At 32.0% G+C, this 22,509-nt stretch carries 26 protein-coding genes; 15 read left to right on the plus strand and 11 right to left on the minus strand.

Annotation, left to right across the window (positions count from 1 at the left end; translation table 11 throughout):
- The first annotated feature begins 8 nt into the window (after positions 1-8).
- From HB672_RS12835 to HB672_RS12845, 3 genes are all read left to right on the plus strand, one after another.
- Complete coding sequence (locus HB672_RS12835) at positions 9-611, plus strand: hypothetical protein (RefSeq protein ID WP_167769924.1); 603 nt, start codon at positions 9-11, stop codon at positions 609-611.
- Between the two features lie 142 nt (positions 612-753).
- Entirely contained in the window at positions 754-1,389 is a 636-nt protein-coding gene (locus HB672_RS12840) for an MOSC domain-containing protein (protein ID WP_167769925.1), read from the plus strand.
- 1 nt (position 1,390) lies between these two features.
- Entirely contained in the window at positions 1,391-2,596 is a 1,206-nt protein-coding gene (locus tag HB672_RS12845; protein ID WP_167769926.1) for an MFS transporter, read from the plus strand.
- A gap of 12 nt (positions 2,597-2,608) precedes the next feature.
- On the opposite strand, the gene HB672_RS12850 is transcribed toward HB672_RS12845, so the two are convergent.
- From HB672_RS12850 to HB672_RS12865, 4 genes are read right to left on the minus strand one after another with little or no spacing between them, the layout of a single operon-like run.
- Positions 2,609-3,223, minus strand: coding sequence for a hypothetical protein (locus HB672_RS12850; protein WP_167769927.1), 615 nt, complete (start codon positions 3,221-3,223; stop codon positions 2,609-2,611).
- Positions 3,224-3,235: 12 nt separating this feature from the next.
- On the minus strand, positions 3,236-4,405 hold the full coding sequence (locus HB672_RS12855) for a hypothetical protein (RefSeq protein ID WP_167769928.1): 1,170 nt from the start codon (positions 4,403-4,405) through the stop codon (positions 3,236-3,238).
- Positions 4,386-4,922, minus strand: a complete 537-nt coding sequence (locus HB672_RS12860) for a hypothetical protein (RefSeq protein WP_167769929.1) — start codon at positions 4,920-4,922, stop codon at positions 4,386-4,388. Before HB672_RS12860 ends, HB672_RS12855 begins: the two co-directional genes overlap by 20 nt.
- The gene (locus tag HB672_RS12865; RefSeq protein WP_167769930.1) at positions 4,906-5,454 is read right to left on the minus strand and encodes an RNA polymerase sigma factor; all 549 of its coding nucleotides are present in this window, start codon (positions 5,452-5,454) and stop codon (positions 4,906-4,908) included. The genes HB672_RS12860 and HB672_RS12865 overlap by 17 nt, the downstream gene beginning before the upstream one ends.
- A 132-nt stretch (positions 5,455-5,586) precedes the next feature.
- On the opposite strand from HB672_RS12865, the gene HB672_RS12870 reads away from it, so the two are divergent.
- Positions 5,587-6,909 (plus strand): hypothetical protein, encoded by a 1,323-nt coding sequence (locus tag HB672_RS12870; RefSeq protein ID WP_167769931.1) that lies wholly within the window; start codon positions 5,587-5,589, stop codon positions 6,907-6,909.
- Here the strand turns inward: HB672_RS12870 and HB672_RS12875 are convergent.
- Both HB672_RS12875 and HB672_RS12880 read right to left on the minus strand, forming a co-directional pair.
- A complete protein-coding gene (locus HB672_RS12875; RefSeq protein ID WP_167769932.1) occupies positions 6,906-7,316 on the minus strand; it encodes a hypothetical protein in 411 nt (136 codons plus the stop codon). The two genes, HB672_RS12870 and HB672_RS12875, sit on opposite strands and share 4 nt — an antisense overlap.
- A complete protein-coding gene (locus HB672_RS12880) occupies positions 7,285-7,884 on the minus strand; it encodes a sigma-70 family RNA polymerase sigma factor (RefSeq protein WP_167769933.1) in 600 nt (199 codons plus the stop codon). The genes HB672_RS12875 and HB672_RS12880 overlap by 32 nt, the downstream gene beginning before the upstream one ends.
- Positions 7,885-8,027: 143 nt before the next feature.
- Here HB672_RS12880 and HB672_RS12885 point away from each other — a divergent pair, with 143 nt between their 5' ends.
- From HB672_RS12885 to HB672_RS12895, 3 genes are all read left to right on the plus strand, one after another.
- Entirely contained in the window at positions 8,028-8,363 is a 336-nt protein-coding gene (locus tag HB672_RS12885; RefSeq protein ID WP_167769934.1) for a DUF6249 domain-containing protein, read from the plus strand.
- Between the two features lie 91 nt (positions 8,364-8,454).
- Positions 8,455-10,128: a D-aminoacylase gene (locus HB672_RS12890; RefSeq protein ID WP_167769935.1), complete on the plus strand. Its 1,674-nt coding sequence runs from the start codon at positions 8,455-8,457 to the stop codon at positions 10,126-10,128.
- Entirely contained in the window at positions 10,128-10,916 is a 789-nt protein-coding gene (locus tag HB672_RS12895; protein ID WP_167769936.1) for a PhzF family phenazine biosynthesis protein, read from the plus strand. Before HB672_RS12890 ends, HB672_RS12895 begins: the two co-directional genes overlap by 1 nt.
- On the opposite strand, the gene HB672_RS12900 is transcribed toward HB672_RS12895, so the two are convergent.
- Positions 10,913-11,584, minus strand: a complete 672-nt coding sequence (locus HB672_RS12900; RefSeq protein ID WP_167769937.1) for a M15 family metallopeptidase — start codon at positions 11,582-11,584, stop codon at positions 10,913-10,915. The genes HB672_RS12895 and HB672_RS12900 overlap by 4 nt on opposite strands.
- 546 nt (positions 11,585-12,130) lie before the next feature.
- Between HB672_RS12900 and HB672_RS12905 the strand changes: the two genes are divergently transcribed.
- The 7 genes from HB672_RS12905 (at position 12,131) to HB672_RS12935 (ending at position 18,449) form a co-directional block, all read left to right on the plus strand.
- Positions 12,131-12,991, plus strand: a complete 861-nt coding sequence (locus HB672_RS12905; protein ID WP_167769938.1) for an SPFH domain-containing protein — start codon at positions 12,131-12,133, stop codon at positions 12,989-12,991.
- A 180-nt stretch (positions 12,992-13,171) separates the two neighbouring features.
- On the plus strand, positions 13,172-13,330 hold the full coding sequence (locus HB672_RS12910; RefSeq protein WP_167769939.1) for a DUF4177 domain-containing protein: 159 nt from the start codon (positions 13,172-13,174) through the stop codon (positions 13,328-13,330).
- Positions 13,330-13,833 carry a DUF1648 domain-containing protein gene (locus tag HB672_RS12915; protein ID WP_167769940.1) on the plus strand — a complete coding sequence of 168 codons (504 nt, stop codon included), beginning with the start codon at positions 13,330-13,332 and terminating at the stop codon, positions 13,831-13,833. Before HB672_RS12910 ends, HB672_RS12915 begins: the two co-directional genes overlap by 1 nt.
- A gap of 6 nt (positions 13,834-13,839) precedes the next feature.
- Positions 13,840-13,998: an Arc family DNA-binding protein gene (locus HB672_RS12920; RefSeq protein WP_167769941.1), complete on the plus strand. Its 159-nt coding sequence runs from the start codon at positions 13,840-13,842 to the stop codon at positions 13,996-13,998.
- 78 nt (positions 13,999-14,076) lie between these two features.
- Entirely contained in the window at positions 14,077-16,269 is a 2,193-nt protein-coding gene (locus tag HB672_RS12925; RefSeq protein ID WP_167769942.1) for a DUF5916 domain-containing protein, read from the plus strand.
- A 123-nt stretch (positions 16,270-16,392) separates the two neighbouring features.
- Entirely contained in the window at positions 16,393-17,700 is a 1,308-nt protein-coding gene (locus tag HB672_RS12930) for a DUF819 family protein (RefSeq protein WP_167769943.1), read from the plus strand.
- A gap of 47 nt (positions 17,701-17,747) precedes the next feature.
- Complete coding sequence (locus tag HB672_RS12935; protein ID WP_167769944.1) at positions 17,748-18,449, plus strand: DUF4369 domain-containing protein; 702 nt, start codon at positions 17,748-17,750, stop codon at positions 18,447-18,449.
- Positions 18,450-18,476: 27 nt separating this feature from the next.
- Here the strand turns inward: HB672_RS12935 and HB672_RS12940 are convergent, their stop codons facing one another.
- The 4 genes from HB672_RS12940 to idi are packed head-to-tail and all read right to left on the minus strand — an operon-like array spanning position 18,477 to position 20,692.
- The gene (locus HB672_RS12940; protein ID WP_167769945.1) at positions 18,477-18,746 is read right to left on the minus strand and encodes a hypothetical protein; all 270 of its coding nucleotides are present in this window, start codon (positions 18,744-18,746) and stop codon (positions 18,477-18,479) included.
- 37 nt (positions 18,747-18,783) lie between these two features.
- Positions 18,784-19,755 (minus strand): type I phosphomannose isomerase catalytic subunit, encoded by a 972-nt coding sequence (locus tag HB672_RS12945; RefSeq protein ID WP_167769946.1) that lies wholly within the window; start codon positions 19,753-19,755, stop codon positions 18,784-18,786.
- A gap of 3 nt (positions 19,756-19,758) precedes the next feature.
- Complete coding sequence (locus tag HB672_RS12950; protein ID WP_167769947.1) at positions 19,759-20,169, minus strand: 6-carboxytetrahydropterin synthase; 411 nt, start codon at positions 20,167-20,169, stop codon at positions 19,759-19,761.
- On the minus strand, positions 20,153-20,692 hold the full coding sequence (gene idi, locus HB672_RS12955; RefSeq protein WP_167769948.1) for an isopentenyl-diphosphate Delta-isomerase: 540 nt from the start codon (positions 20,690-20,692) through the stop codon (positions 20,153-20,155). Before idi ends, HB672_RS12950 begins: the two co-directional genes overlap by 17 nt.
- Before the next feature lie 125 nt (positions 20,693-20,817).
- On the opposite strand from idi, the gene HB672_RS12960 reads away from it, so the two are divergent.
- Positions 20,818-22,407, plus strand: a complete 1,590-nt coding sequence (locus HB672_RS12960) for a peptide chain release factor 3 (protein WP_167769949.1) — start codon at positions 20,818-20,820, stop codon at positions 22,405-22,407.
- Positions 22,408-22,509: the final 102 nt, after the last annotated feature.

Raw genomic sequence — 22,509 nt, forward strand, 5'->3', positions numbered from 1 at the left:
AAAAAGAAATGCAGAAATTTTGGAAGATCAGAGATTCTAAATCAAACAAACTAATTTACATAAAAGATAAAACAATTTATAAAGGAAACCCTAAACATGATGAACTTAATAAATTGAATTCTGAAACTTCAAATTTATCTTTTCTAGAAAACCTTTTTAGCATTCCTTATTCTTATATTAAAAGAATTGAAAATCAAAGCGGAAAGAATGAAATCAAAATATTTTTCGGGAACGATTCAGAAGATGAATTAATTGTAAAAGACAAAAATGTCAAACAAGAAATTTTTGACTTTCTAAAAACTGACTTGACGAATTTTAAATATAGTTCTAAACTTCCAAGTATATTGAGTTACGGAAAAGCACAATTCTTCGCATTATTATTTATGTCTGGAATTTTTCTTTGGTCACTTTACTTAGCTATTCAAATTGAAAATGGAGCTGAATATGAAATAATTGGTAGTGGTCGAAGTATAACTGGAATTGTTCTGTTTTTAGCTAATTTCGGCATTGTAAAGAATATAATCGGATATATTATTATTTTATTAATAATCATAATCTCTCTAGCTAAAAGATTAAAATCAAGGAGCGAGATGGAAATTTTAAAAAGATAAAGTACTAATAGCAACAACGTACACAACTCATTACTTCAGATTTTCCTCTCGGAAAATCCTCGTTGCTGAACAATGGGTTCTTTCCTTTTTGCTATCTTAGTCTCTTCGCAACTAAACCATAGCATAAATCGTTAAACGAAACTTGAAAATAATCTCCACCAATATCGCTAAACCAGGATTTGTAACCATTAATGGTGAAACCCAACGCACTGGTATTCATAAAAAACCAACAACCTCACCAATACATCTAGAAAAGGACAATGTAAAAGGCGACGAAGTCACTAACCGTAGAGTTCATGGTGGTGAGTTTAAAGCCTGTTATTTATTTTCAGCAGACCATTATTCTCATTGGGAAAATCTATATCCTAATTTAGAATGGCATTACGGTATGCTTGGTGAAAACCTAACCGTTGAAGGCTTAGACGAAACGCAACTATATGTCGGCGATGTTTATAAAGTTGGCAATGCACTAATACAAGTGACACAACCTAGAGAACCTTGTACAACGTTTGCTGCAAAAATGGGTACAGCAGATATTATGGAACAATTTATTGCTCATGGCAGGCCAGGGACTTACATTAAAGTTCTAAAAGAAGGAAGCGTTACAGTTGGTGACACGTTTGAACTAGTTGAAAAAACAAATAACAGCATCTCGATTGCTGATTTTTTTAAACTAATATTCGATAGAGAAAAAAATCAAGAGCATTTACAAATAATCGTTAATAGTAATGCTCTACCTGAAAAAAAGCGAAAAGAACTAAAACGCTTTTTAAAATAACATGACAAACTCTATAAAACTTGGTTTAAAAGAAAACTGGCAGCAATTTACCATTCTAGTTATTGTCAACGCTTTTGTTGGTGGCATGGTTGGTTTGGAGCGAAGCATTTTCCCCCAATTTGCAGAAATAGAATTTGGAGTAGCTACCACTTCTGCTATCTTATCTTTTATAATCGCTTTCGGAATTACAAAAGCCATAGCCAATTATTTCACAGGACGTTTAGCAAATAAATTTGGTCGTAAAAATCTTTTGATTTTTGGTTGGATTATTGCTTTACCTATTCCGTTTATTTTAATTTATGCAAACCATTGGAATTGGGTAGTGTTTGCCAACATTTTACTGGGAATAAGTCAAGGATTTACTTGGAGCAGTACTATTGTTATGAAAATAGACTTGGTTGGCGAAAAAAATAGAGGTTTAGCCATGGGACTTAATGAATTTGCTGGTTATTTCGCTGTTGGTATCGTTGCATTTTTAACAGGCTATATTGCCGATAATTTTGGCATTACACCTTATCCATTTTATTTAGGTATTGGTATTGCAGTTCTTGGATTATTATCTTCAATTTTCTTTGTGAAAGACACAAGAGTATTTATGCATAAAGAACATACAACTAATACAACTGAACAGCTATCAAATGTATTTATTGAAACATCATTTAAGAATAAAACACTAAGCTCTATCACACAAGCTGGACTTGTAAATAATCTAAACGACGGTATGATTTGGGGCTTATTACCAATGGTGTTATTATCATTAAACTACTCTACTGAAAACATTGGCATTATTGCAGCTATTTACCCAACAGTTTGGGGATTAGGACAATTATTTACAGGAAAAATGGCAGACCATTATTCTAAAAAAGCCATGTTATTTTGGGGTATGTTATTACAAGGGATTGCTATTATTATTATTCCGTATAGCACTACATTTTTTGAATTAGCAACAATATCTGCGCTTTTAGGTTTAGGAACTGCTATTGTATATCCAATATTTTTAGCAGCTATTGCCGATGCTACAACACCAACCCAACGCGCTGAAAGCATTGGGTCGTTTAGGTTGTGGCGTGATTTAGGTTATGCCATTGGCGCCATTATTTCAGGTATTACAGCAGATGTTTTTGGCATAGACTATGCTATTTTACTTATTGGAGGTATTACTATTTTATCTTCTATAGTCATAAAAACACGTATGCCTAGCAATTAGAGTAAAGAAATTTTATTCAAACAAAATCTCAACAAGAAAGTAATTTGGTATGTTGAAAACTGCTCCCCAATCGTCTGGATGATGCTTACTTCCAGACACCTCACAATACTTTTTCCAGCCAGTTTCTTTATCTAAATAAGGCAAAAAATATCCCATTATGTACGTTGGCTTCCCTATTTCAATTTTCATGGGCTCAGTACCGTTTAAAAAATCATGTAATGCATAATTATCTTTAGTTGATTTAATAGCATATTCCTTGTTTGTAGAAAAGCGATCAAAAATTGATGTCATTTTTATAGTATTGTCCAATTGTGTTTTTACAAAGAATTTAAAGCCAAAATTGTCTTTTTCTATAGGCTGCAAGTAATCATCTTGTTTTGAACTAATTAATGTGTCCGTTTTAGATAAACTCCCATTGGTAAATTCCTTAATTAAAATGGTATACTCTTTTTCTTTTAATTGTTCTCCTGAAAAATTCAGGTCAATAATTTCTATACCTTCAAACCTAAGCAGTTCATGCATATCTTTATTATCTGAACCATATTCTGTTTGTAATTCTAAAGTTTGTTGCGCTGTTAAGCTGCTGAAGCTAATTATAGCAGCAGCTAATAAAAATAATTGTTTCATAGTTATGTGTGTTTAGTTGTCTTTATTTATTAATATAATGGGGTCGTCGTAAGAATATATAACCCCATGAACGATATCAAAATTAATAGCTCCAGCAAAAACTCCTTCTTTTCTGGGTTTTCGCTCCATCATTTTGAACTTTTTACCATTTTTAGTAGGCTGCATTGTAATTTTTGTTTCACCTAAATAGTTAACAGTATTGTTACCAACTACTTTAAGACTATAGTCTGACTCTGGATAGAAATAATGAATTTTTGAATATTCTGAATACAAATTAAAACGACCAAAATCTGTAGACCAATTATAGAACCAATATTCGCTATTAAAATCGGTGATAGTAATATTTTTTTCAATTTCCCCAATTTCAAGTTTAGATAACTCTGAGTTTATTTTAATATTTTTTATACTTCCTATGAGTCCATTACTGACATTGATAAAATCGTAATTACCACCAACTATTTTTTCTGATTTAAAACTTGCTTTAACTATTTTGATTTTGTTGTAATTATTAATGAGTTTCTTTGCTTTAAAAAGGCCCTTATTTAAATCTATAGACAACTCATTAGTCATATCATTGCGAAATGTTATTTGACTCTCTTTGGCATTAATTTTAAGACTTACAGAATTTGGCAGTTTTATTACAAATTGGCTTTTGTACATCTTTACTTTATCAAAATCAATTGGTTTTTCATTATTATCATTATCTAAAAATTTCACACTTTTTAGAATAACTTTTGATAAAGATTCATCATTAATTAACTTAATAATTGAATCTTTAGATTTTCGCATGCTTTTTTGGGTCATGGAATCTGTTTTAAAAAAATCTGATTCCAAAGTCAATCCGAAAGGAGTGTCAAATGCATAAGATGTCTGGGATACTTTGGTAGCACTTTTCGCATCAAGTGTTATGTTATTTTCAAACATAGTTGCTTCTACTTTAATATTATCTAGAAAAGATTTAATCTCTTTTTTAGAATAATTTTTGAATTCAATTTTATAATCAAAATGAATTTTGTCATCTATTGATTCTTCTATTGCAACCGCTGTGTTTTCTAAATTAAAAATTGCCGTTGTGCTTGAATTAGTATCAAAAATTTTAGAATAAATAAGCTCATTTTGAGCAAATGTTGTAATTGATGTGATGAGCATCAATACAAGTATTTTAGATTTGAATAGTTTCATAATATCCGTTTTTTTGATTTAATAATTTAATGTGCTCTTGTATATCTTTTAACAGCCGTAAGCGTGTTTGTAGATTTTTCACTATACTTTCAATAATTAAAATGTTATTGCTATCTGCTTTAAATTGTTCTGATATAAATTGATAATCTCTATTTAAATCATCAAGCTCTTTCTTGTAGCGTTCAACTAATTTTTTATCGTCTGTTAATGCTTTAAAACTTTGCCATTCTTTTTCAATATTTTCTAAATATTGTTGTTCAACTTCTTTTATTTGAAGCTCTAAAGCAGACTCTTTTATAATTGATTCCTGAGTTAATTTGTTTAATGAAACATAACCAAGCGCCACAAATAATATAATTGCAGCTGCATACTTAAATACACTTTGAATGCTATTTTTTTGACTACGTTTAAGTTTATAATCCTTTAGCTTTTTTTGAAACTCATCTCTATGAGAAACTGGCAGCTTTTTATCAGCCTCCATCTCGGTTTTAAATAGTTTTCTAATATCCTGTTCCATATCGTTTATTTTTTAAAAGATCTTGTAATTTTATTCGTCCTCGCCGTAAATGTGTCCTCGAGGTTTTAATTGGAATATCGAGTATTTGTGAGATTTCTTCATGGTCATAGCCTTCAAACAAATAGAGCTTCACAACAATTTTATACTTGTCGCTTAATTGCTCAACATTTTCAATTATTTGATCTTTTGTAATTCTTGCGTTAAAATTCCAATCTTCTGCATCAATAATCTGCAATTCTTCAACCTCTGCATTGACTAATTCCAGTTTTCTTTTCTTCAAATAATCAATACTCTGATTTATAATAATGCGCTTTAACCAGGAGCCAAAACTAAACTCCGCTTTATAGCTCTCAATATTCAAAAAAGCTTTTAAAAAACCTTCTTGCATAACATCTTTAGCATCTTCGTCATTTTTTACATATCTACAAACCACATTATACATAGCATTACAATAATTATCATAGAGTTGCATCTGACTTTTTTCGTCTTTTTTTATGCTTCCTGCTATAAGAGTTTCTATGCTAGATTTCATTTACTTTGGTTAGTGCATTCATAATTAAAAACGAACAAAAAATAAAAAGGTTTCATTTTTAGATAAGATAAATTAAAAGTAACTTTTTACTTTCTTTATAAAGTCATTATCTTTAAAGAAATAATAAGGTAGATGAGTCAAGATTATACCAATCCCGCTTTTAAAAAATTACTTCAAAAACTACAAGAAGAAAGTTGGCAATTGGAATTGCTAATTTCTGGTTTTGCTATTTTTGGATTATACTCAGCGCTTTCGACTATTGAAATAGAAGTAATGGACGCTCAACTCTCTCAACAAATTTATGCGTTTGTTGTCTACTCTATACTTTGGGCTTCATGCAAGATTTTAATTTTTAATCTATTACTTCATGTGTTACTACGTGGTTTATGGATTGGTGCTTTAGGTTTACGCTATGTGTCTGGAGATATTGATTATGACAGTTTAAAATATAGTCCAAAATTTACAAAGTACTTAAAAAAACGTGTTGGTTCTTTTGATAAATATATTGCTACTTTAGAAAATTATTGTAGTGTTATTTTTGCTATAACATTTCTACTTATTTTTTATGTGTTGGCTATCACTTTCACAATAGTTACAATTGCTTTAATTGCAAATTATTTATTAGACAGTGATGATTTACCTGATTGGTTATCAAAAGGAGTTGGCATAACACTCATGTTATTTGTTGTTTTTGGAATGTTTTTTACATTAATTGATTTTTTAACCCTAGGGTTTCTAAAGAAGAAAAAATGGCTTTCTAGAATTTACTTTCCAATTTATTGGGTATTTAGCTTTATCACTTTATCATTTTTGTACAGACCATTAGTCTATAATTTTTTAGATAATAAATTTGGCAAACGTTTAAGTCTTGCTCTTGTTCCATTTTATATTTTAATAGCTTTAACCCAAACAATTAGATACAAAACCTCTAATTATTTTGGTATAGACTCAACATCTTCAGAAATTATTGCAAACAATAATAATTATGAAGATTTATTAACTGAAACAAGCTTTATTGATGATGTAGCCATTCAATCCAAAGTAATCACAGATGATTATGTAAAAGTGTTCGTGCAGTTTAATGAGAACATTGAAAATCGTATGTATATTTACAATAAAGGATTAAAACCTAATGATGATCAACGTGGTTTAGGGTCGAATATTACATTTAATGGTGGGCCAATTATAGATTCTAAAAAACGTGATAGCTTACGAAAAGAATACATTAAAACCTTTAACGATATTTACTATGTAAAAATTGACACAATGGTTTACACAAGCGAGTTTATTTTTGCTAGTAACATTCAAAACAAACCAGGGTTTGAAAGCTATGTACCAACAAAAAACTTAAGCGAAGGCAAACATGTTTTAAGAGTTAGACGAAAAGCTATTAAGGATCAAGATACTACGTATTGGAATGTAGCAACCATTCCGTTTTGGTATTTTAAAGATTAGTATTCTAAGCACTTAGTCATAATATGCTTCATTAGTGGTATTTGTATAAAAAATACCAAACCAAAGAAACCAATGGCATACATTACTGTTTTCGAAAAGGTAATTCCAGAAAGCACACTAGTGACCTTATTGTTTGAAATAACACTATAATCTACAGCATCTAGCAGCGTAGAGCCTTCAACATTTCCTAGAGTCATATATAGTGAAACACCTATCAATATGGCAATAATTCCAAACCAACCATACTTTGTTATTAGTGGTTTATAAACTGTTGAAGAACCAATTCTAATTGATTCGATCTCTTTCATCACTTTAGCTGTAAAATCTATGGATGGTGCTTTTAATCCAGACGATGTCATCGCCTTTTTTGCTAAATTATCTAAATGCTGCCCTGTATGTTCCTTCATAACTTTCAATAATGTCGTTATCTAATTTCCTTTTTAATATGGTCGCTAATTTTTTGCGACTTCTAAAAAGCTTCACTTTTACATTGTTAGGTTTTAAGCTAACAATTTTTCCTATTTCTTCTAACGATAGTTCTTCAAAGTAATATAAAGTTAATAAAAAACTATCTTCGCTGGGCAATAATGCTAAACATTCTTGTATAGCTTCTTCTTTTTCTTTTGCCTCTATTTGATCAAGAGCATTATCCAAGGTCTTAACCTGATGCTCTGTGTATTCATTAATTTCAACAGTATATTGCTGTCGTTTATTTTTTTTTAGTCTATCTAAGCACGTATTATAAGCGACTCTATAGACCCAAGTTGAAAACTTTGAGTCACCTTTAAACTTATTAAGTGATTTATAAGCCTTAATAAAAGTGTCTTGAGCTGCTTCTTCTGCTTCCTCTGTATGCTTCATCATTCTCAATGTCAAAGTATATACTAAGTCCTTATAACGATCTACCAATACTGTAAACGCATTCGTGTCGCCTTTTAAAATAGCCTCTATATAAACTTGATCGTTGGTGGTCATTGTTACTATGACTATATAAGTATGGATTTGGTTACACTTTTTTAAGAAAAAAAATAAATTTTAATTTTTTTGTAACCAATATTCAAAAGCAGTCGTCATAAGCTATGAACACATTAAAAATAATCAATTAAAAACAAACAATTATGGAAGTAGCAATAATGGCAATTATATTCGGATCGATTTTCGGGGTATTTTATTTATTTATTTCATCAAGAAACAAAGAACGTTTAGCATTAATCGAAAAAGGAGCAGATGCAAGTATATTTAATGTTGGTAAACGAGCAGGCTCATCTTGGAAAGTGATTATAATTAACCTAGCATTTTTATCAATGGGAATTGGGCTAGGTGTATTCATTGCACATTTATTAGTAACCTACACTAGCTTAGATTACGAAGTATTCCCTGCACTTATATTCTTTATGGCTGGAGTTGGCTTATTTATAGGATATACGCAAACTAAAAAAGCATTAGACGAATAAAATACTACCTAATCAATCAAAAAATTAAAACCGCTTCGAAATTATCGAAGCGGTTTTTTTGTAACTTTAATTTTTCAACAACCAACCAATTATGAAATCTATTAAATTCCTTCTATTGCTAATAATAATTAGCAGTTGCTCCTCTCCTACTAATTACGATGTTTTAATAAAAAATGGTACGATTGCAGATGGCTCAGGCAATACAACCTATATTGGTAGTATTGGCATTAATGCAGATACCATTGCTGCAGTTGGAGAACTTAAAAATGTCACAGGAAGTATAGAAATTGACGCTACAGGGTTAGTGGTTGCTCCCGGATTTATAAACATGCTCTCTTGGGCAACCGAATCGTTGATTGCAGATGGTAAATCGCAAAGCGATATTCGTCAAGGTGTTACTTTAGAAGTCTTTGGTGAAGGGTCGTCCATGGGACCACTTACAGAAGACAGAAAGAAACAATGGCAAGAAAATCAAGGCGAATTAAAATTCGACATCGATTGGACAACTTTAGACGAATATTTACAATCACTAGTAAAACGAGGTGTTTCGCCAAACGTTGCATCCTTTATTGGCGCGACTACAGTTCGTGTAAATCATATAGGTTATGAAGATAGACCACCTACAGATGAAGAAATGGCATCTATGAAAAACATGGTGAGAGAAGCCATGGAAGATGGCGCACTTGGTGTTGGGTCGTCATTAATTTATGCACCAGCGTTTTATTCTTCAACTGAAGAATTGATTGAACTTTGTAAAGTCGCTTCGGAATATGATGGTATGTATATTTCGCACATGCGCAGTGAAGGCAATCGCTTATTAGAAAGCATGGACGAGCTTATACGAATTGCTGACGAAGCAGATATAAGAGCAGAAATTTACCATCTTAAAATGGCAGGAAAAGATAACTGGAATAAATTTGACGCTGTCGCTAAAAAAATTGATTCAGCTAGAGCAGCAGGTTTGCATATTACTACAGACATGTACACTTATACAGCTGGAGCAACAGGTTTAGATGCTTCAATGCCACCATGGGTTCAAGAAGGAGGTTATACTAAATGGGCTGAACGCTTAAAAGACCCAGAGATTAGAAAACGTGTTTATAAAGAAATGACCAAACCAACGGATGAATGGGAAAACTTAATGTATGCCGCTGGAACACCAGATAACATATTATTAGTGGGTTTTAGTAACGACAGCTTAAGGCATTATACAGGGAAAACATTAACTGAAGTTGCCAAAATCCATGGGAAAAACCCTGAAGAAACAGCCATGGACTTAGTGATTGCAGATGGCAGTCGTGTTGGAACCGTTTATTTCTTGATGAGTGAAGACAACGTAAAAAAACAAATCGCGTTGTCGTATATGAGCTTTGGGAGTGACGCAGCTTCCATAGCTCCAGAAGGGTTGTTTTTAAACTCAAATCCACACCCTAGAGCCTATGGTAATTTCTCAAGAGTGTTAGGTAAATATGTAAGAGATGAGAAAGTAATTCCGCTAGAAGAAGCTATCTATAAGCTAACTAAGCTGTCAGCCACTAATTTAAAAATTAAAAATAGAGGAAGTCTAACTGAAGGCTATTTTGCTGATTTAGCAATATTTGACCCTTCAACAATTCAAGACCATTCAACATTTGCCGAACCTCATCAATTATCAACTGGAATGGTACATGTATTTGTAAATGGAGAACAAGTTTTAAAAGATGGCGAACATACAGGAGCATTACCAGGAAAAGTAGTTAGAGGCCCAGGATATAAAGAAAACTAATGACCATAGACATATTTCAAATAGATGCTTTTACAGACCAGTTGTTTGGAGGAAATCCAGCAGCTGTATGTCCTTTAAAACAATGGTTCCCAGATGCAACATTATTAAATATTGCTAAAGAAAATAATCTTGCAGAAACAGCCTATTTTATTCATAAACACGATAACGTATTCCATTTGCGTTGGTTTACACCTGAAATTGAAATTGACCTTTGTGGTCATGCAACATTAGCTTCTGCCTTCGTGATTCTAAATTGTTTGGATTATAATTTCGATTCGGTAGTTTTTCAAACAATGAGTGGCGAATTGATAGTGTCTAAAAATGAAAGTTTTTTAGAGATGAATTTTCCTTCTCGCCCACCAAGTAAAGCCGAACTACCAGAAATTATATTAAAATCACTAAGTGTACAACCTATTGAGGTTTATAAAGCTAGGGATTATGTGTTGGTTTATGATACTGAAAATGATATTCAAAATTTAAAAGTAGGTGCTTCCGTTTTAGAGCAGATTGATTTAAGTCCTGGTGGTATTATTGTAACAGCAAAGGGTAATGCTTCAGATTTTGTATCAAGGTTTTTTACGCCTGGAGCTTCTGTTTTTGAAGACCCTGTTACTGGTTCCGCGCATTGCACATTAGTTCCTTTTTGGGCAGATTTATTAGGAAAAAATGAATTACATGCACTTCAAATTTCAGAACGTAAAGGGGAACTATTTTGCAAACTTGCTGGTAATCGTGTATTTATAAGAGGTACAGCAGTAAAATATCTTCAAGGAACTATAGACATTTAGTTTACAGGAAAATCAAAATATGTATCTGGAAAAGGTTCATTTTTCAACGTGAAATGCCACCACTCCTTAGTATAATACTTAAAGCCATGTTTACGCATAATGGTTTGCAATAACATTCTATTAGCTCTTTGCTGAGCAGTCAGCTCTAAGTTTGCAACCCAAGATTCAGGTCCAAAAAAGTCCCAAGGACTTCCCATATCTAATTCTTCACCTGTGTTAATATCAACCAACGTCATATCTATTGTGCTTCCACGAGTATGACCAGATTTAGAAGATATATACCCTTCTTCAAAAAGATGTTCTTTTTTTACTTTTGGGTAAAACTTTTGCTTATTAACCGTATCATTTAATTGTTTTGCCCAACGGACAAAATGATTTACAGCAGTTTGCGGTCTATAACCGTCGAATATTTTAACAGATAAATTGTATGACTTTAACTCGTCTTGCACATTTTTTAAAGCAGTTATAGCTTCGGTGGACATAATAGCTACATTCTTTTTATAGCCATCAATAGGTTTACCGATAAAATTATCATTTCCAAAATAACGTAGCTCTAATTGAATATCTGGAATGATGTCGCGTACATAATCAAAACCTTTAGGTAGTCTATTTTGCGAAGTACATGTCCAAGTACAACTTATCAAGAAAATAATTAGTAGTTTTTTCATTTCATATTATTAGTGCCACTAAGTTAAGCAATAATATAAAATAAAAGCCGAGGTCCCTCAACCTCGGCTTTCTTATTTGCTTTTTATTACGGTGATAGATTTAGGGTCTCTAATTCTATTACATAACGCAAATATTAATTAATTAATCCATTGAACTAAAAACTAAATTTTAGTACACACCAAATGTAAAATTAATATTCAAAACATCGCTAAACAACGCTTTTTATTCGATGAAATGCACTTAATTTTAACATTTATCGTTTAAAATAGCTAATTTATCGATGAAATACACTAATAACAAAACCCTTTTGTCGATTATAAAAATGAAAAAGCCTCGTTCTAGATAGATCGAGGCTTTTCTACTAACCAACCAAAAATTGTTACTACGTTTTATAAAGTAACCACACTTTTAAAAACTCTTATGCAGTAACAATTATACTTATTCAATCATCATGCCAAAAAATAAATATTCGAAAATATTTTGAAGAATAAATTTATTTACATATCTTTATGATATCATTTTAATATCATTTAATTTTAAATATCATGAAAGAAGAGAAAATTATTGTCCCAGCTAACGGTTACCTAATGTTATTTGTATTCCTATTGTTGTTTATTGGAGGTATTGTGTCAATAATTACCACACATAGACCATGGTTCGCTTTTGCTATTTTGGCGGCTATATTTATAGCGCCAGGGTTTATTATGGTACAACCAAATAATTCGAGAGTATTATTACTTTTTGGAAAATATGTTGGAACTGTAAAGAAGAATGGTTTTTATTGGGTAAATCCATTCTATACAAAAAAGAAAATATCATTAAGAGCGAGCAACTTTGATAGCGAGCGTCTTAAAGTAAACGACAAACTTGGTAATCCCGTAATGATAAGCACCATATTAGTATGGAGAGTGCAAAACACTTACAAAGCAGCTTTTGATGTGGATAATTTTGAAAACTTTGTTCGTGTACAAACAGATGCTGCTGTTCGTAAACTAGCAAGTATGTATCCTTATGATAATTTTGCTGACGAAGGCCATAAAGAAGATATTACGTTGCGCTCTAGCGTCAATGAAGTAAGTGAAGCTCTCGAAAAAGAAATAGACGAACGCCTCTCAATTGCTGGTATTGAAGTTCTTGAAGCTCGTATAGGTTACCTAGCCTATGCACAAGAAATTGCAAATGCTATGCTAAAACGCCAACAAGCAACCGCTATTGTGGCTGCACGACATAAAATTGTTGAAGGCGCAGTGAGTATGGTAGAAATGGCTCTTGAAGAATTGGGTAAAAAACAAATTGTTGAGTTAGATGAAGAACGCAAAGCAGCCATGGTTAGTAATTTAATGGTTATTCTTTGTGGTGATAAAGATGCATCACCAGTTTTAAATACAGGCACTTTAAATCATTAAAATGAATAAAAACCAAACATATAGCATAGCAATAGGTAGCGCATTAGGCTCAAGCATAGGCACAACTTTTGGAGTGGTACTTAATAATATTGCATTAGGAATTGTGTTCGGGTCTATGTTAGGCCTAATAATTGGTATATTAATAGCTGTATTTTATTTTAAACAAGGTAATAATAGTTTATGAAAGAATATAAAGTTGTAGCACCTAAATTAGGGTTTAAAGAAAGAAATCAAAGATTAGAGGACACTTTAAATCAACACGCACGAGAAGGCTGGGTAGTATCACATATTGCACAAAGCGCCTATTTTATTGTATTTGAACGTGACAAAAATAGATAATGAATAACAAAAGACCTCGTATAAAAGTACCTTTTGAAACGGTAGATATTATTATTGAATTTATCTCAATAACACTACTTATTTTAATGTGGGTTTATTGCATTGTTAATTATATGGAGCTTCCAGACACCATAGCAACTCATTTTAATGGAGCTGGAGAACCAGATGGCTATGGAAGCAAGCAAACTGTTTGGGTTATCCCAATTATTGCAACAGTTATGTATATTGGTTTATTTATATTGAATAAATACCCACATATGCATAACTATATGGTAAACATTACCGAGGAGAATGCTTTAAAGAATTACAAATTTAGCACTCGCATAGTAAGAGTAGTAAACTTTCTTTGTGTACTGCTAATGACATATATAACCTATATGATAGTGGAATCTGCTTTTGGCAAACAATTCAATCTTGGTACTTGGTTTGTGCCTGTAGTTATTGGTGTTAGCATTATTCTACCAATTATAATATTTGTATATATGAGAAAAATGAATAAATAAATTAACATGGCGAAGAAAAAAGCTTTCGCATTGCGAGTGAATGAAGATATGTTAAAAGCTATTGAAAAATGGGCTTCTGATGAGTTTAGAAGTACCAATGGTCAAATAGAATGGATGCTTATGCAAAGTCTTAAAGACGCCAAGAGAGAACCAAAAAAGTCTTAAAACAATCTTAAAGTTTTTCAATAGTAGTAAGATTAGTAATTATTCTTCTAATTTTATACTAACCAACCAAGCTTTACATTGAAAAACACATTACTGCTACTTACGTTATTCTCAATTTCAATTGGGTTTAGTCAAAACAAATCATTTGTTGTTAAATATATAAATACGCCTATTATTCTAGATGGAAACTTAAATGAATCCGTTTGGAATGAAGCAGATTCTGCAACAAATTTTTGGCAATATTTCCCAACCGATTCTCTACAAGCAACGCAACAAGCAGATATAAAAATGCTCTTTGACGATACCAATTTATATATTGGAATGAAAGTCAATGCACCTTCAAATAATTTTGTGATTCCATCATTACGTCGTGATTTTAGAGCTGGAGGCAGCGACAATATAACTTTGATGTTTGATACTTTTAACGATGGTACAAATGCCTTTATATTTGGTACAAATCCAGCTGGAGTACAACGCGAAATATTGTTATCTGGAGGCGGTAATGAGTTACGAGGTTTTAATACTGCATGGGACACTAAATGGCGTAGTGAAACAATAGTGCATGAAAACTATTACACGGTTGAGTGGATTATCCCTTTTTCGGCATTTAAATATCGAGAAGGCGAAACTAAATGGCGTTTTAACAGCTATCATTTTGATACACAAGCTAACGAACGTAATACTTGGATACAAATACCGCAAAACCAACCTATTTTCAGCTTAGCATATATGGGAGATATGGTTTTTGAAAAACCTCTAGGAAACTCAAAAACACCCATTTCTATTATTCCTTATGTGAATGGTTTGGTTGGGAAAGATTACGAAAACGGAACAACAACTGAAGATTTTAAATATGGTGGTGATGCAAAAATGACTATTGGCAATAGTATGAATTTGGATCTCACCGTTAACCCAGATTTTTCTCAAGTTGAAGTCGACCAACAAGTCACCAACTTAACAAGATTTGAAGTATCACTTCCAGAAAGACGCCAGTTTTTTATAGAAAATAGCGATTTATTTGCCGATTTTGGTAATGATAGAGATGCCAATCCTTTCTTTTCTAGACGTATAGGTATTGCTAGAGATACAGATGATAATAGTATTGAGAACGATATTATTGCGGGCGTTAGACTAAGTGGAAAAATAAGCAACAATCTTCGTCTTGGTATTTTAAATATGCAAACAGCCGAAGATTTAGCTAATGAAATTCCAGCTACAAACAATGCAGTTATCACTGCTCAACATAAGCTTTTTAATCGTTCCAATATCAGTTTCATGTTTATCAATAAACAAGCGACTAAGGATTACGATTTTTTAGCCAATGAAGACAAATACAACCGCGTTTTTGGAGTAGATTACCGATTAGCATCAGAAGATAATTCATGGATAGGCAAGTACTTTTTCCATAAATCATTCTCGCCAGACACAAGTGGAAAAGATGTTTCTTCTGGTGCAACAACAGAATATAATAGCAGAAACTGGAATTTTCGTTTTGGTGCTGTTTTCGTTGGAGAAAATTTCAGGTCAGATTTAGGTTTTATTAGAAGAACAGATGTGTTTAAAATAAGCCCAAGAATTGAACGTGTGTTTTGGCCAAAAACAGGAGCCATTCAAAAACACAGTATTTCGGTTATGCCTTTTTATTTATGGAGACCTGAATTAGATTTCGAAAAATCTGATCATACCATAATAACCAGTTGGAATGCAGAATTAAAAAACACATCAAATATAGAGCTTCAAATGAATAACAGGTTCACACATCTTTACGATGATTTTGACCCTACTAGAACAGATGGTGGCACTCCTCTTCCTGGAAACGAAGGTTATCATTATACAAGTTTTGAAGCCAACTATAGGTCAGATCAAAGAAAACAATTTTCATATAATATAAGTCCGTCAATTGGCCAATTTTATAATGGTAAAAAATATTCTCTAGGCGGAATGATGTCATGGCGATTACAACCTTATTTTTCTGCTTCAGTACAAATAAATTATGATAAAATTAATCTGCCAAATCCTTATCCAGATGCCTCTATTTGGTTAATAGGCCCAAAGTTTGACGTTACTTTTAATAAAAATATATTTTGGGCAACCTTTGTTCAATATAGTAGTCAAAGAGATAATTTTAGCATAAACACAAGGTTACAATGGCGTTTTGCACCATTATCCGATTTATTTGTTGTGTATAACGACAACTATTTTACAGACAACATTTTTGCGCCTCGAGTGAGATCTTTCAATGTAAAATTAACCTACTGGATTAATATATAATTATTTTAAAACCAACTCTAAAAAGCATCATTTTAAAATTAAAAAATGGTGCTTTTTTATTTAACACAAACCGTAAAGAACATTTTATTTTCTTATTTTACGACATATTTAAACTAATTATAAATGAAAGATACTTCACCTTTATTTACTGATGACACAATTGTATTTGGTCTATTGATGCTTATGTTAGGATTTGTTTTTTATACATCTACAAGTATAAAACCATATTGGCAAAAATTCTATAAGTACATCCCTGCACTTTTAATGGCATATATGCTTCCAGGTGTTTTAACAACGTTAGGCATTATTGCTCCAGAATGGACAAAAATAACAGAATCTGGAGAGGTCATAGAAGGCTCATCGCAAGTATATTATATTTCAAGTAGATATTTACTGCCTGCGGCTTTAGTTTTAATGACATTAAGTATCGATTTAAAGGCCATTTACAACCTTGGCCCAAAAGCACTTATCATGTTTTTAACAGGAACCGTTGGTATTATTATCGGAGGTCCAATAGCTGTATTATTGGTTTCAATAGTGTCGCCTGAAACAGTTGGTGGCGCTGGCCCAGATGCAGTATGGAGAGGTTTATCAACATTAGCTGGAAGCTGGATTGGTGGTGGAGCAAATCAAGCAGCAATGTTAGAAATTTATGGCTATAATACCGAAAATTATGCAGGCATGGTTATAGTAGATATAGTTGTTGCCAATATTTGGATGGCTATATTAATACTTGGAATTGGTAAATCTGAAAAAATTGATAAGTGGTTAAAGGCAGATACGAGCGCTATTGAAGTCCTTAAAGAAAAAGTATCAAATTATGCTGCTGGAATATCAAGAAATCCAAGTTTAGCAGATTATATGGTTATTTTAGGAATTGCTTTTACTGTCGTTGGAATATCACATTTTGGTGCTTCAGGGATATCAAATTTTTTAAAATCTAATTTTGATGCTGTTAGTGATACAACTTCTGCGATGTCTTCATTTGGCTCACAATTCTTTTGGATGATATCTATTGCAACTATTTTAGGAATCGCGCTATCTTTTACAAGATTTAAACAATACGAGGGAGCTGGAGCCAGTAAGCTTGGTAGTGTGTTTATTTGGATTTTAGTTGCTAGTATAGGAATGAAAATGGACCTTACTAAAATTGCGGATAACCCAGGATTGATAGTCGTTGGTTTAATATGGATGATAATACATGTAGCATTAATGTTTTTAATTGCTAAAATAATTAGAGCACCATATTTCTTTTTAGCTGTTGGTAGTAAAGCAAATATTGGAGGAGCTGCTTCTGCACCAGTTGTAGCTGCAGCATTCCATCCGTCATTAGCTACTGTAGGTGTTTTATTGGCAGTTTTTGGTTACGTGGTTGGAACTTATGGTGCCATGTTTTGTGCCGAATTAATGAAAATAGCAGCAGCGAGTTAGCATATAATAAATTAATATAAGATATTTACCGACATAAATTTTTGTACATGAAAAAGCTCATATTTCTATTAGTAATATTTACTATTATCTCTTGCGGTAAAAAAGAAGCCGATTTAACGGTTACTGGAACAATTAAAGGTTTAAAAAAAGGAACCGTTTACCTTCAGCAGCTAAAAGATTCTTCTTTAGTAGCTTTAGATTCAATAGTTATTAATGGTGAAGGAGCTTTTACTTTACAAAGTGATCTTGAAGAACCTGAAGTACTATTACTAATGTTAGATAAAAATAGTTCAGAAGATTCAAGAATTGCTTTTTTTGCTGATAAAGGTATTACCGAAATCAATGCTACGTTAAAAGACTTCCCGTATAAGCACACTATTAAAGGGGCTTCTCAACAAGAGAAATATACTGAGTTTAAAAACATGATAACTCAATTTAACAATAAGAATTTAGATATTATTAAAGCTCAATTAGAAGCCCAAGTAAGTGGAGATACAGCCGAAGCCAATGCTAAAACTAAAGAAGCTAATAATTTATTGAAAAGTAAATATCGCTTTGCAATAAACTTTGCTATTAATAATAAAGATAGTGAAGTGGCACCTTATATTGCTTTGTCTGAAATTTATGATACCAATATCACTTATTTAGATACAATTTATAAATCATTGCCTAAGCATATAGCAAGCTCTAAATATGGTGTTGAACTAGACAAGTTTATAAAACAAAGAAAAGAGGAAGATAATCAATAAAAAAAAGGCGCCTTAAGCGCCTTTTTTTTATTTTAGTTTGTTTATTTTTTCAATTAAAGCTCGTCCTTTAGATTCAAGCTCTTGATTGATACTTTTAAAGTGAGCTTTTTTATCTTCTACACTCTTATCATTAACTTTTGCGATTAGCTCGTCAAAAGTTTCGATAGCTTCATCAATTATTGCCTCACTTTTTTTGGTGTCTTTATCTGTATTTTCATATTCCCAAAAATATACTGCTTCAATAATATCTCCAAGAACGTAGTTTATATCCTTCTTTAAATTTCTAATGTTTGCCATTTTATAGTAAAATTAATTTTAGCAAAATTACGGAATTTTATACATAAACCTCTAAAAGTTTTGCATTGTTTGCTTCAATTTCAAAATGTTTTAAAACTGCAGGAAGTAACATCGTTTCTCCTTTCTTAATTGTATCAGAAAAACCTTCAATATTTATGTTTATCTCGCCATCAACACACATATATATCATAAAGGAATCATGATAATTCTCCTTTTTGATAGTTTGTGTAAGATGTAAAAAATTTGTTGTGAAATAAGGGCAAGAAACCATTTTGTTTGATTGATTTTTTTGCGTTGAATATGGCACTTTAAAATCATCATCCATATCAAAATCGATAGCATCAATTGCTAAATCGTTGTGCAATTCTCTTTCATTCCCTTCATCATCTGTTCTATCCCAATCATACACACGATAGGTAATATCACTTGTTTGTTGTATTTCAGCCAGCATCACTCCTGCTCCAATTGCATGTACACGTCCAACTTCTATAAAATAGGTATCGCCTTCCTTTACGTGTTCAAAATTCAAAATTTTGGTAAGCGTTTTACCTTCTAAGTGTTTTAAATAAACCTCTGGTGTTATTTTTTTATTGAACCCCACAATTAAATTAGCGTCATCATCAGCATGCATTACATACCACATCTCGGTCTTACCAAAAGAATTATGACGCTTTGCCGCCAACTTATCATTTGGGTGAAGTTGAATAGATAAATCTTCTTTAGCATCAATAAATTTTATTAACAATGGGAATTTTTCTCCAAATGCGTCAAAATTCTTTTTACCAATAAGTTCTTCTTGATATGCTGATAGTAATTGTTTGAGAGTTGCACCTTTTAATTCACCATTACTTACCACAGATGCATCTCCATCAACATCGCTAATTTCCCAGCTTTCTCCAATATTTTTAGCATCACTTTCTTTATTGAGAAAGGTTTTGAGTTTTGTTCCTCCCCAAATCTTTTCTTTTAAAATTGGGTGAAACTTAAGTGGATATAAGTGATTTTTCATGAATTAGTTTCCTGAATAGGTTACGAAATTACGAGGTGTTTCGTAGAGTGTAATTTCCAAATCAAAGGATGCCTTGAGTTTAGGCTTTATTTTATTGTAAATAATCACTACAATATTTTCCGCTGTTGGATTTAAGTCTTTAAACTCTGGAACTTCAATGTTTAGATTTTTATGGTCGAAAGCATCTTCAACTTCTTCTTTAATGATATCTTTTAACCCCTTCATATCAATGACATAACCTGTTTCTTGGTCAATATCTCCAGTAACACTCACAATTAGTTCATAGTTATGACCATGAAAATTTGGATTATTACATTTCCCGAAAACTGCGCCATTTTTTTCATGACTCCAATCTTTTCTATACAATCTATGTGCAGCATTAAAATGTGCTTTTCTACTAACCGTTACCTTCATTATCAACTAAATTTATATGTTTGTAGAATTTATCAAAAATAATTTTAAACCAAGCAGTGTACTTTTCTGGATGTAAAGCCATATCAACTTTTACATCTTCTATATCCATCCATTTCCAAGATTCAACTTCATCAGGATTTATGCTTGGTTCTTCATTGTAAAGACCTACCATGATATGGTCTAGTTCATGTTCAGTCAATCCATTATCAAAAGGAGCTTTATAAATAAATGACGTCGTTTCTTTTAACTCAGTTACAAATCCCATTTCTTCATGTAAACGTCGTTTACCTGCTTCTATATTACTTTCACCATCACGTTGATGGCTACAACACGTATTGGTCCAAAGTCCAGGTGAATGATATTTACTTAAAGCACGTTGTTGCAGCATTAATTCATTTTTATCATTAAAAATAAATACTGAAAATGCACGATGCAGTACTGCTTTTTCATGAGCTTCCATTTTAGGCATTAAACCTATTTGCTCGTCGTTTTTGTTTACTAGAATGACTTGTTCCTCTCTCATAATGTAAAAATACCAAGATATTTTATAATAACAGCAACCCAGACATAGATTTAAAAACGAATGGCATCAATTATATTTATTAGGTCTAATAATCCTATATTTGCATCCCAATTGCAACAAACAAAATGAGTTTTTTAAAAGAAATAGAGCGCAGACGAACCTTTGGTATTATTTCACATCCAGATGCTGGTAAAACCACCTTAACAGAAAAGTTATTACTTTTTGGTGGTGCGATACAAGAAGCAGGAGCAGTAAAAAGTAATAAAATTAAGAAAGGTGCGACGAGTGATTTTATGGAAATTGAGCGTCAGCGTGGAATTTCGGTAGCAACCTCGGTTTTGGCTTTTGAATACAATGGCATAAAAATTAATATTCTTGATACTCCAGGTCATAAAGATTTTGCCGAAGACACCTTTAGAACCCTTACTGCTGTTGATAGCGTAATTGTTGTTATTGATGTTGCGAAAGGTGTGGAGGAACAAACCGAAAAACTTGTTGAAGTTTGTAGAATGCGTAATATTCCAATGATTGTGTTTATAAACAAACTAGATCGTGAAGGTAAAGATGCTTTTGATTTATTAGATGAAGTAGAGCAAAAATTAGGATTAACCGTTACACCAATGAGTTTTCCAATTGGAATGGGCTATGATTTTAAAGGTATCTACAATCTATGGGAAAAGAATGTCAACTTATTTAGTGGTGATAGCAGGAAAAATATCGAAGAAACCATAGAAATTTCTGATCTAGCATCAGAAGAGCTTACAAAATTAGTAGGTGAAAATACAGCTCAAACTTTAAGAGATGAAATAGAATTAGTTGAAGGCATTTATCCTCAATTTGATAAAACAGAATATCTAAATGGTAATTTGCAACCAGTGTTTTTTGGATCAGCTTTAAACAACTTTGGTGTTCGTGAGTTATTAGATTGCTTTGTAGAAATAGCGCCTAAACCAAGACCTAAACAAAGTGAAGAACGATTAGTAAAACCCGAAGAGGAAAAATTTACTGGTTTTGTATTTAAGATTCATGCCAATATGGATCCTAACCATAGAAATCGTTTAGCATTTATTAAAATAGTATCTGGAACTTTTGAAAGAAACAAGCCTTATTTGCATGTGAGACATAATAAAAAGGTGAAATTCTCAAGTCCTAATGCTTTTTTTGCAGAGAAAAAGGAAATTGTGGATATATCATATCCAGGAGATATTGTTGGGTTACAGGACACTGGAACATTTAAAATTGGAGATACACTTACCGAGGGGGAGGTTTTAAATTATAAAGGGGTGCCAAGTTTTTCTCCAGAACATTTTAGGTATATTAATAATGCAGACCCTATGAAATCTAAACAACTTTATAAAGGTATTGACCAATTGATGGACGAAGGCGTTGCGCAATTATTTACACTTGATTTAAATGGACGAAAAGTAATTGGAACAGTTGGCGCACTACAATATGAAGTGATACAATATAGACTTGAACACGAATATGGAGCTAAGTGTACCTACGAAAACTTGAATGTACATAAAGCTTGTTGGGTAGAACCAACAGATAAAAATAATGAGGAATTTAAAGAGTTTTTACGTGTAAAACAACGTTTTTTAGCGAAAGACAAACAAAATCAACTCGTATTTCTAGCAGATTCTATGTTCTCATTGCAAATGACGCAACAGAAATATCCAAGTATAAAATTCCATTTAACTTCTGAATACAACTAATAATCAGTGAGTTATCAAATTATTCTGATATAGCTAAAATGTTATTCGTCTAAAAAATCAACATATATTTGTTTTTAATCGTAATTATCGTACATTTCAACG

Origin of the sequence: Gaetbulibacter sp. S0825 (assembly GCF_011777505.1) — a bacterium.
In the GTDB taxonomy this organism is placed as follows: domain Bacteria; phylum Bacteroidota; class Bacteroidia; order Flavobacteriales; family Flavobacteriaceae; genus Pontimicrobium.

Excerpts from the sequence above, each read along its gene's own strand:
- HB672_RS12835 (WP_167769924.1), top strand. The coding sequence starts at position 9 with ATGCAGAAATTTTGGAAGATCAGAGATTCTAAATCAAACAAACTAATT.
- HB672_RS12845 (WP_167769926.1), top strand. The coding sequence starts at position 1,391 with ATGACAAACTCTATAAAACTTGGTTTAAAAGAAAACTGGCAGCAATTT.
- HB672_RS12850 (WP_167769927.1), bottom strand. The coding sequence starts at position 3,223 with ATGAAACAATTATTTTTATTAGCTGCTGCTATAATTAGCTTCAGCAGC.
- HB672_RS12855 (WP_167769928.1), bottom strand. The coding sequence starts at position 4,405 with ATGAAACTATTCAAATCTAAAATACTTGTATTGATGCTCATCACATCA.
- HB672_RS12860 (WP_167769929.1), bottom strand. The coding sequence starts at position 4,922 with ATGGAACAGGATATTAGAAAACTATTTAAAACCGAGATGGAGGCTGAT.
- HB672_RS12865 (WP_167769930.1), bottom strand. The coding sequence starts at position 5,454 with ATGAAATCTAGCATAGAAACTCTTATAGCAGGAAGCATAAAAAAAGAC.
- HB672_RS12870 (WP_167769931.1), top strand. The coding sequence starts at position 5,587 with ATGAGTCAAGATTATACCAATCCCGCTTTTAAAAAATTACTTCAAAAA.
- HB672_RS12875 (WP_167769932.1), bottom strand. The coding sequence starts at position 7,316 with ATGAAGGAACATACAGGGCAGCATTTAGATAATTTAGCAAAAAAGGCG.
- HB672_RS12880 (WP_167769933.1), bottom strand. The coding sequence starts at position 7,884 with ATGACCACCAACGATCAAGTTTATATAGAGGCTATTTTAAAAGGCGAC.
- HB672_RS12885 (WP_167769934.1), top strand. The coding sequence starts at position 8,028 with ATGGAAGTAGCAATAATGGCAATTATATTCGGATCGATTTTCGGGGTA.
- HB672_RS12890 (WP_167769935.1), top strand. The coding sequence starts at position 8,455 with ATGAAATCTATTAAATTCCTTCTATTGCTAATAATAATTAGCAGTTGC.
- HB672_RS12895 (WP_167769936.1), top strand. The coding sequence starts at position 10,128 with ATGACCATAGACATATTTCAAATAGATGCTTTTACAGACCAGTTGTTT.
- HB672_RS12900 (WP_167769937.1), bottom strand. The coding sequence starts at position 11,584 with ATGAAAAAACTACTAATTATTTTCTTGATAAGTTGTACTTGGACATGT.
- HB672_RS12905 (WP_167769938.1), top strand. The coding sequence starts at position 12,131 with ATGAAAGAAGAGAAAATTATTGTCCCAGCTAACGGTTACCTAATGTTA.
- HB672_RS12910 (WP_167769939.1), top strand. The coding sequence starts at position 13,172 with ATGAAAGAATATAAAGTTGTAGCACCTAAATTAGGGTTTAAAGAAAGA.
- HB672_RS12915 (WP_167769940.1), top strand. The coding sequence starts at position 13,330 with ATGAATAACAAAAGACCTCGTATAAAAGTACCTTTTGAAACGGTAGAT.
- HB672_RS12920 (WP_167769941.1), top strand. The coding sequence starts at position 13,840 with ATGGCGAAGAAAAAAGCTTTCGCATTGCGAGTGAATGAAGATATGTTA.
- HB672_RS12930 (WP_167769943.1), top strand. The coding sequence starts at position 16,393 with ATGAAAGATACTTCACCTTTATTTACTGATGACACAATTGTATTTGGT.
- HB672_RS12935 (WP_167769944.1), top strand. The coding sequence starts at position 17,748 with ATGAAAAAGCTCATATTTCTATTAGTAATATTTACTATTATCTCTTGC.
- HB672_RS12940 (WP_167769945.1), bottom strand. The coding sequence starts at position 18,746 with ATGGCAAACATTAGAAATTTAAAGAAGGATATAAACTACGTTCTTGGA.
- HB672_RS12945 (WP_167769946.1), bottom strand. The coding sequence starts at position 19,755 with ATGAAAAATCACTTATATCCACTTAAGTTTCACCCAATTTTAAAAGAA.
- HB672_RS12950 (WP_167769947.1), bottom strand. The coding sequence starts at position 20,169 with ATGAAGGTAACGGTTAGTAGAAAAGCACATTTTAATGCTGCACATAGA.
- idi (WP_167769948.1), bottom strand. The coding sequence starts at position 20,692 with ATGAGAGAGGAACAAGTCATTCTAGTAAACAAAAACGACGAGCAAATA.
- HB672_RS12960 (WP_167769949.1), top strand. The coding sequence starts at position 20,818 with ATGAGTTTTTTAAAAGAAATAGAGCGCAGACGAACCTTTGGTATTATT.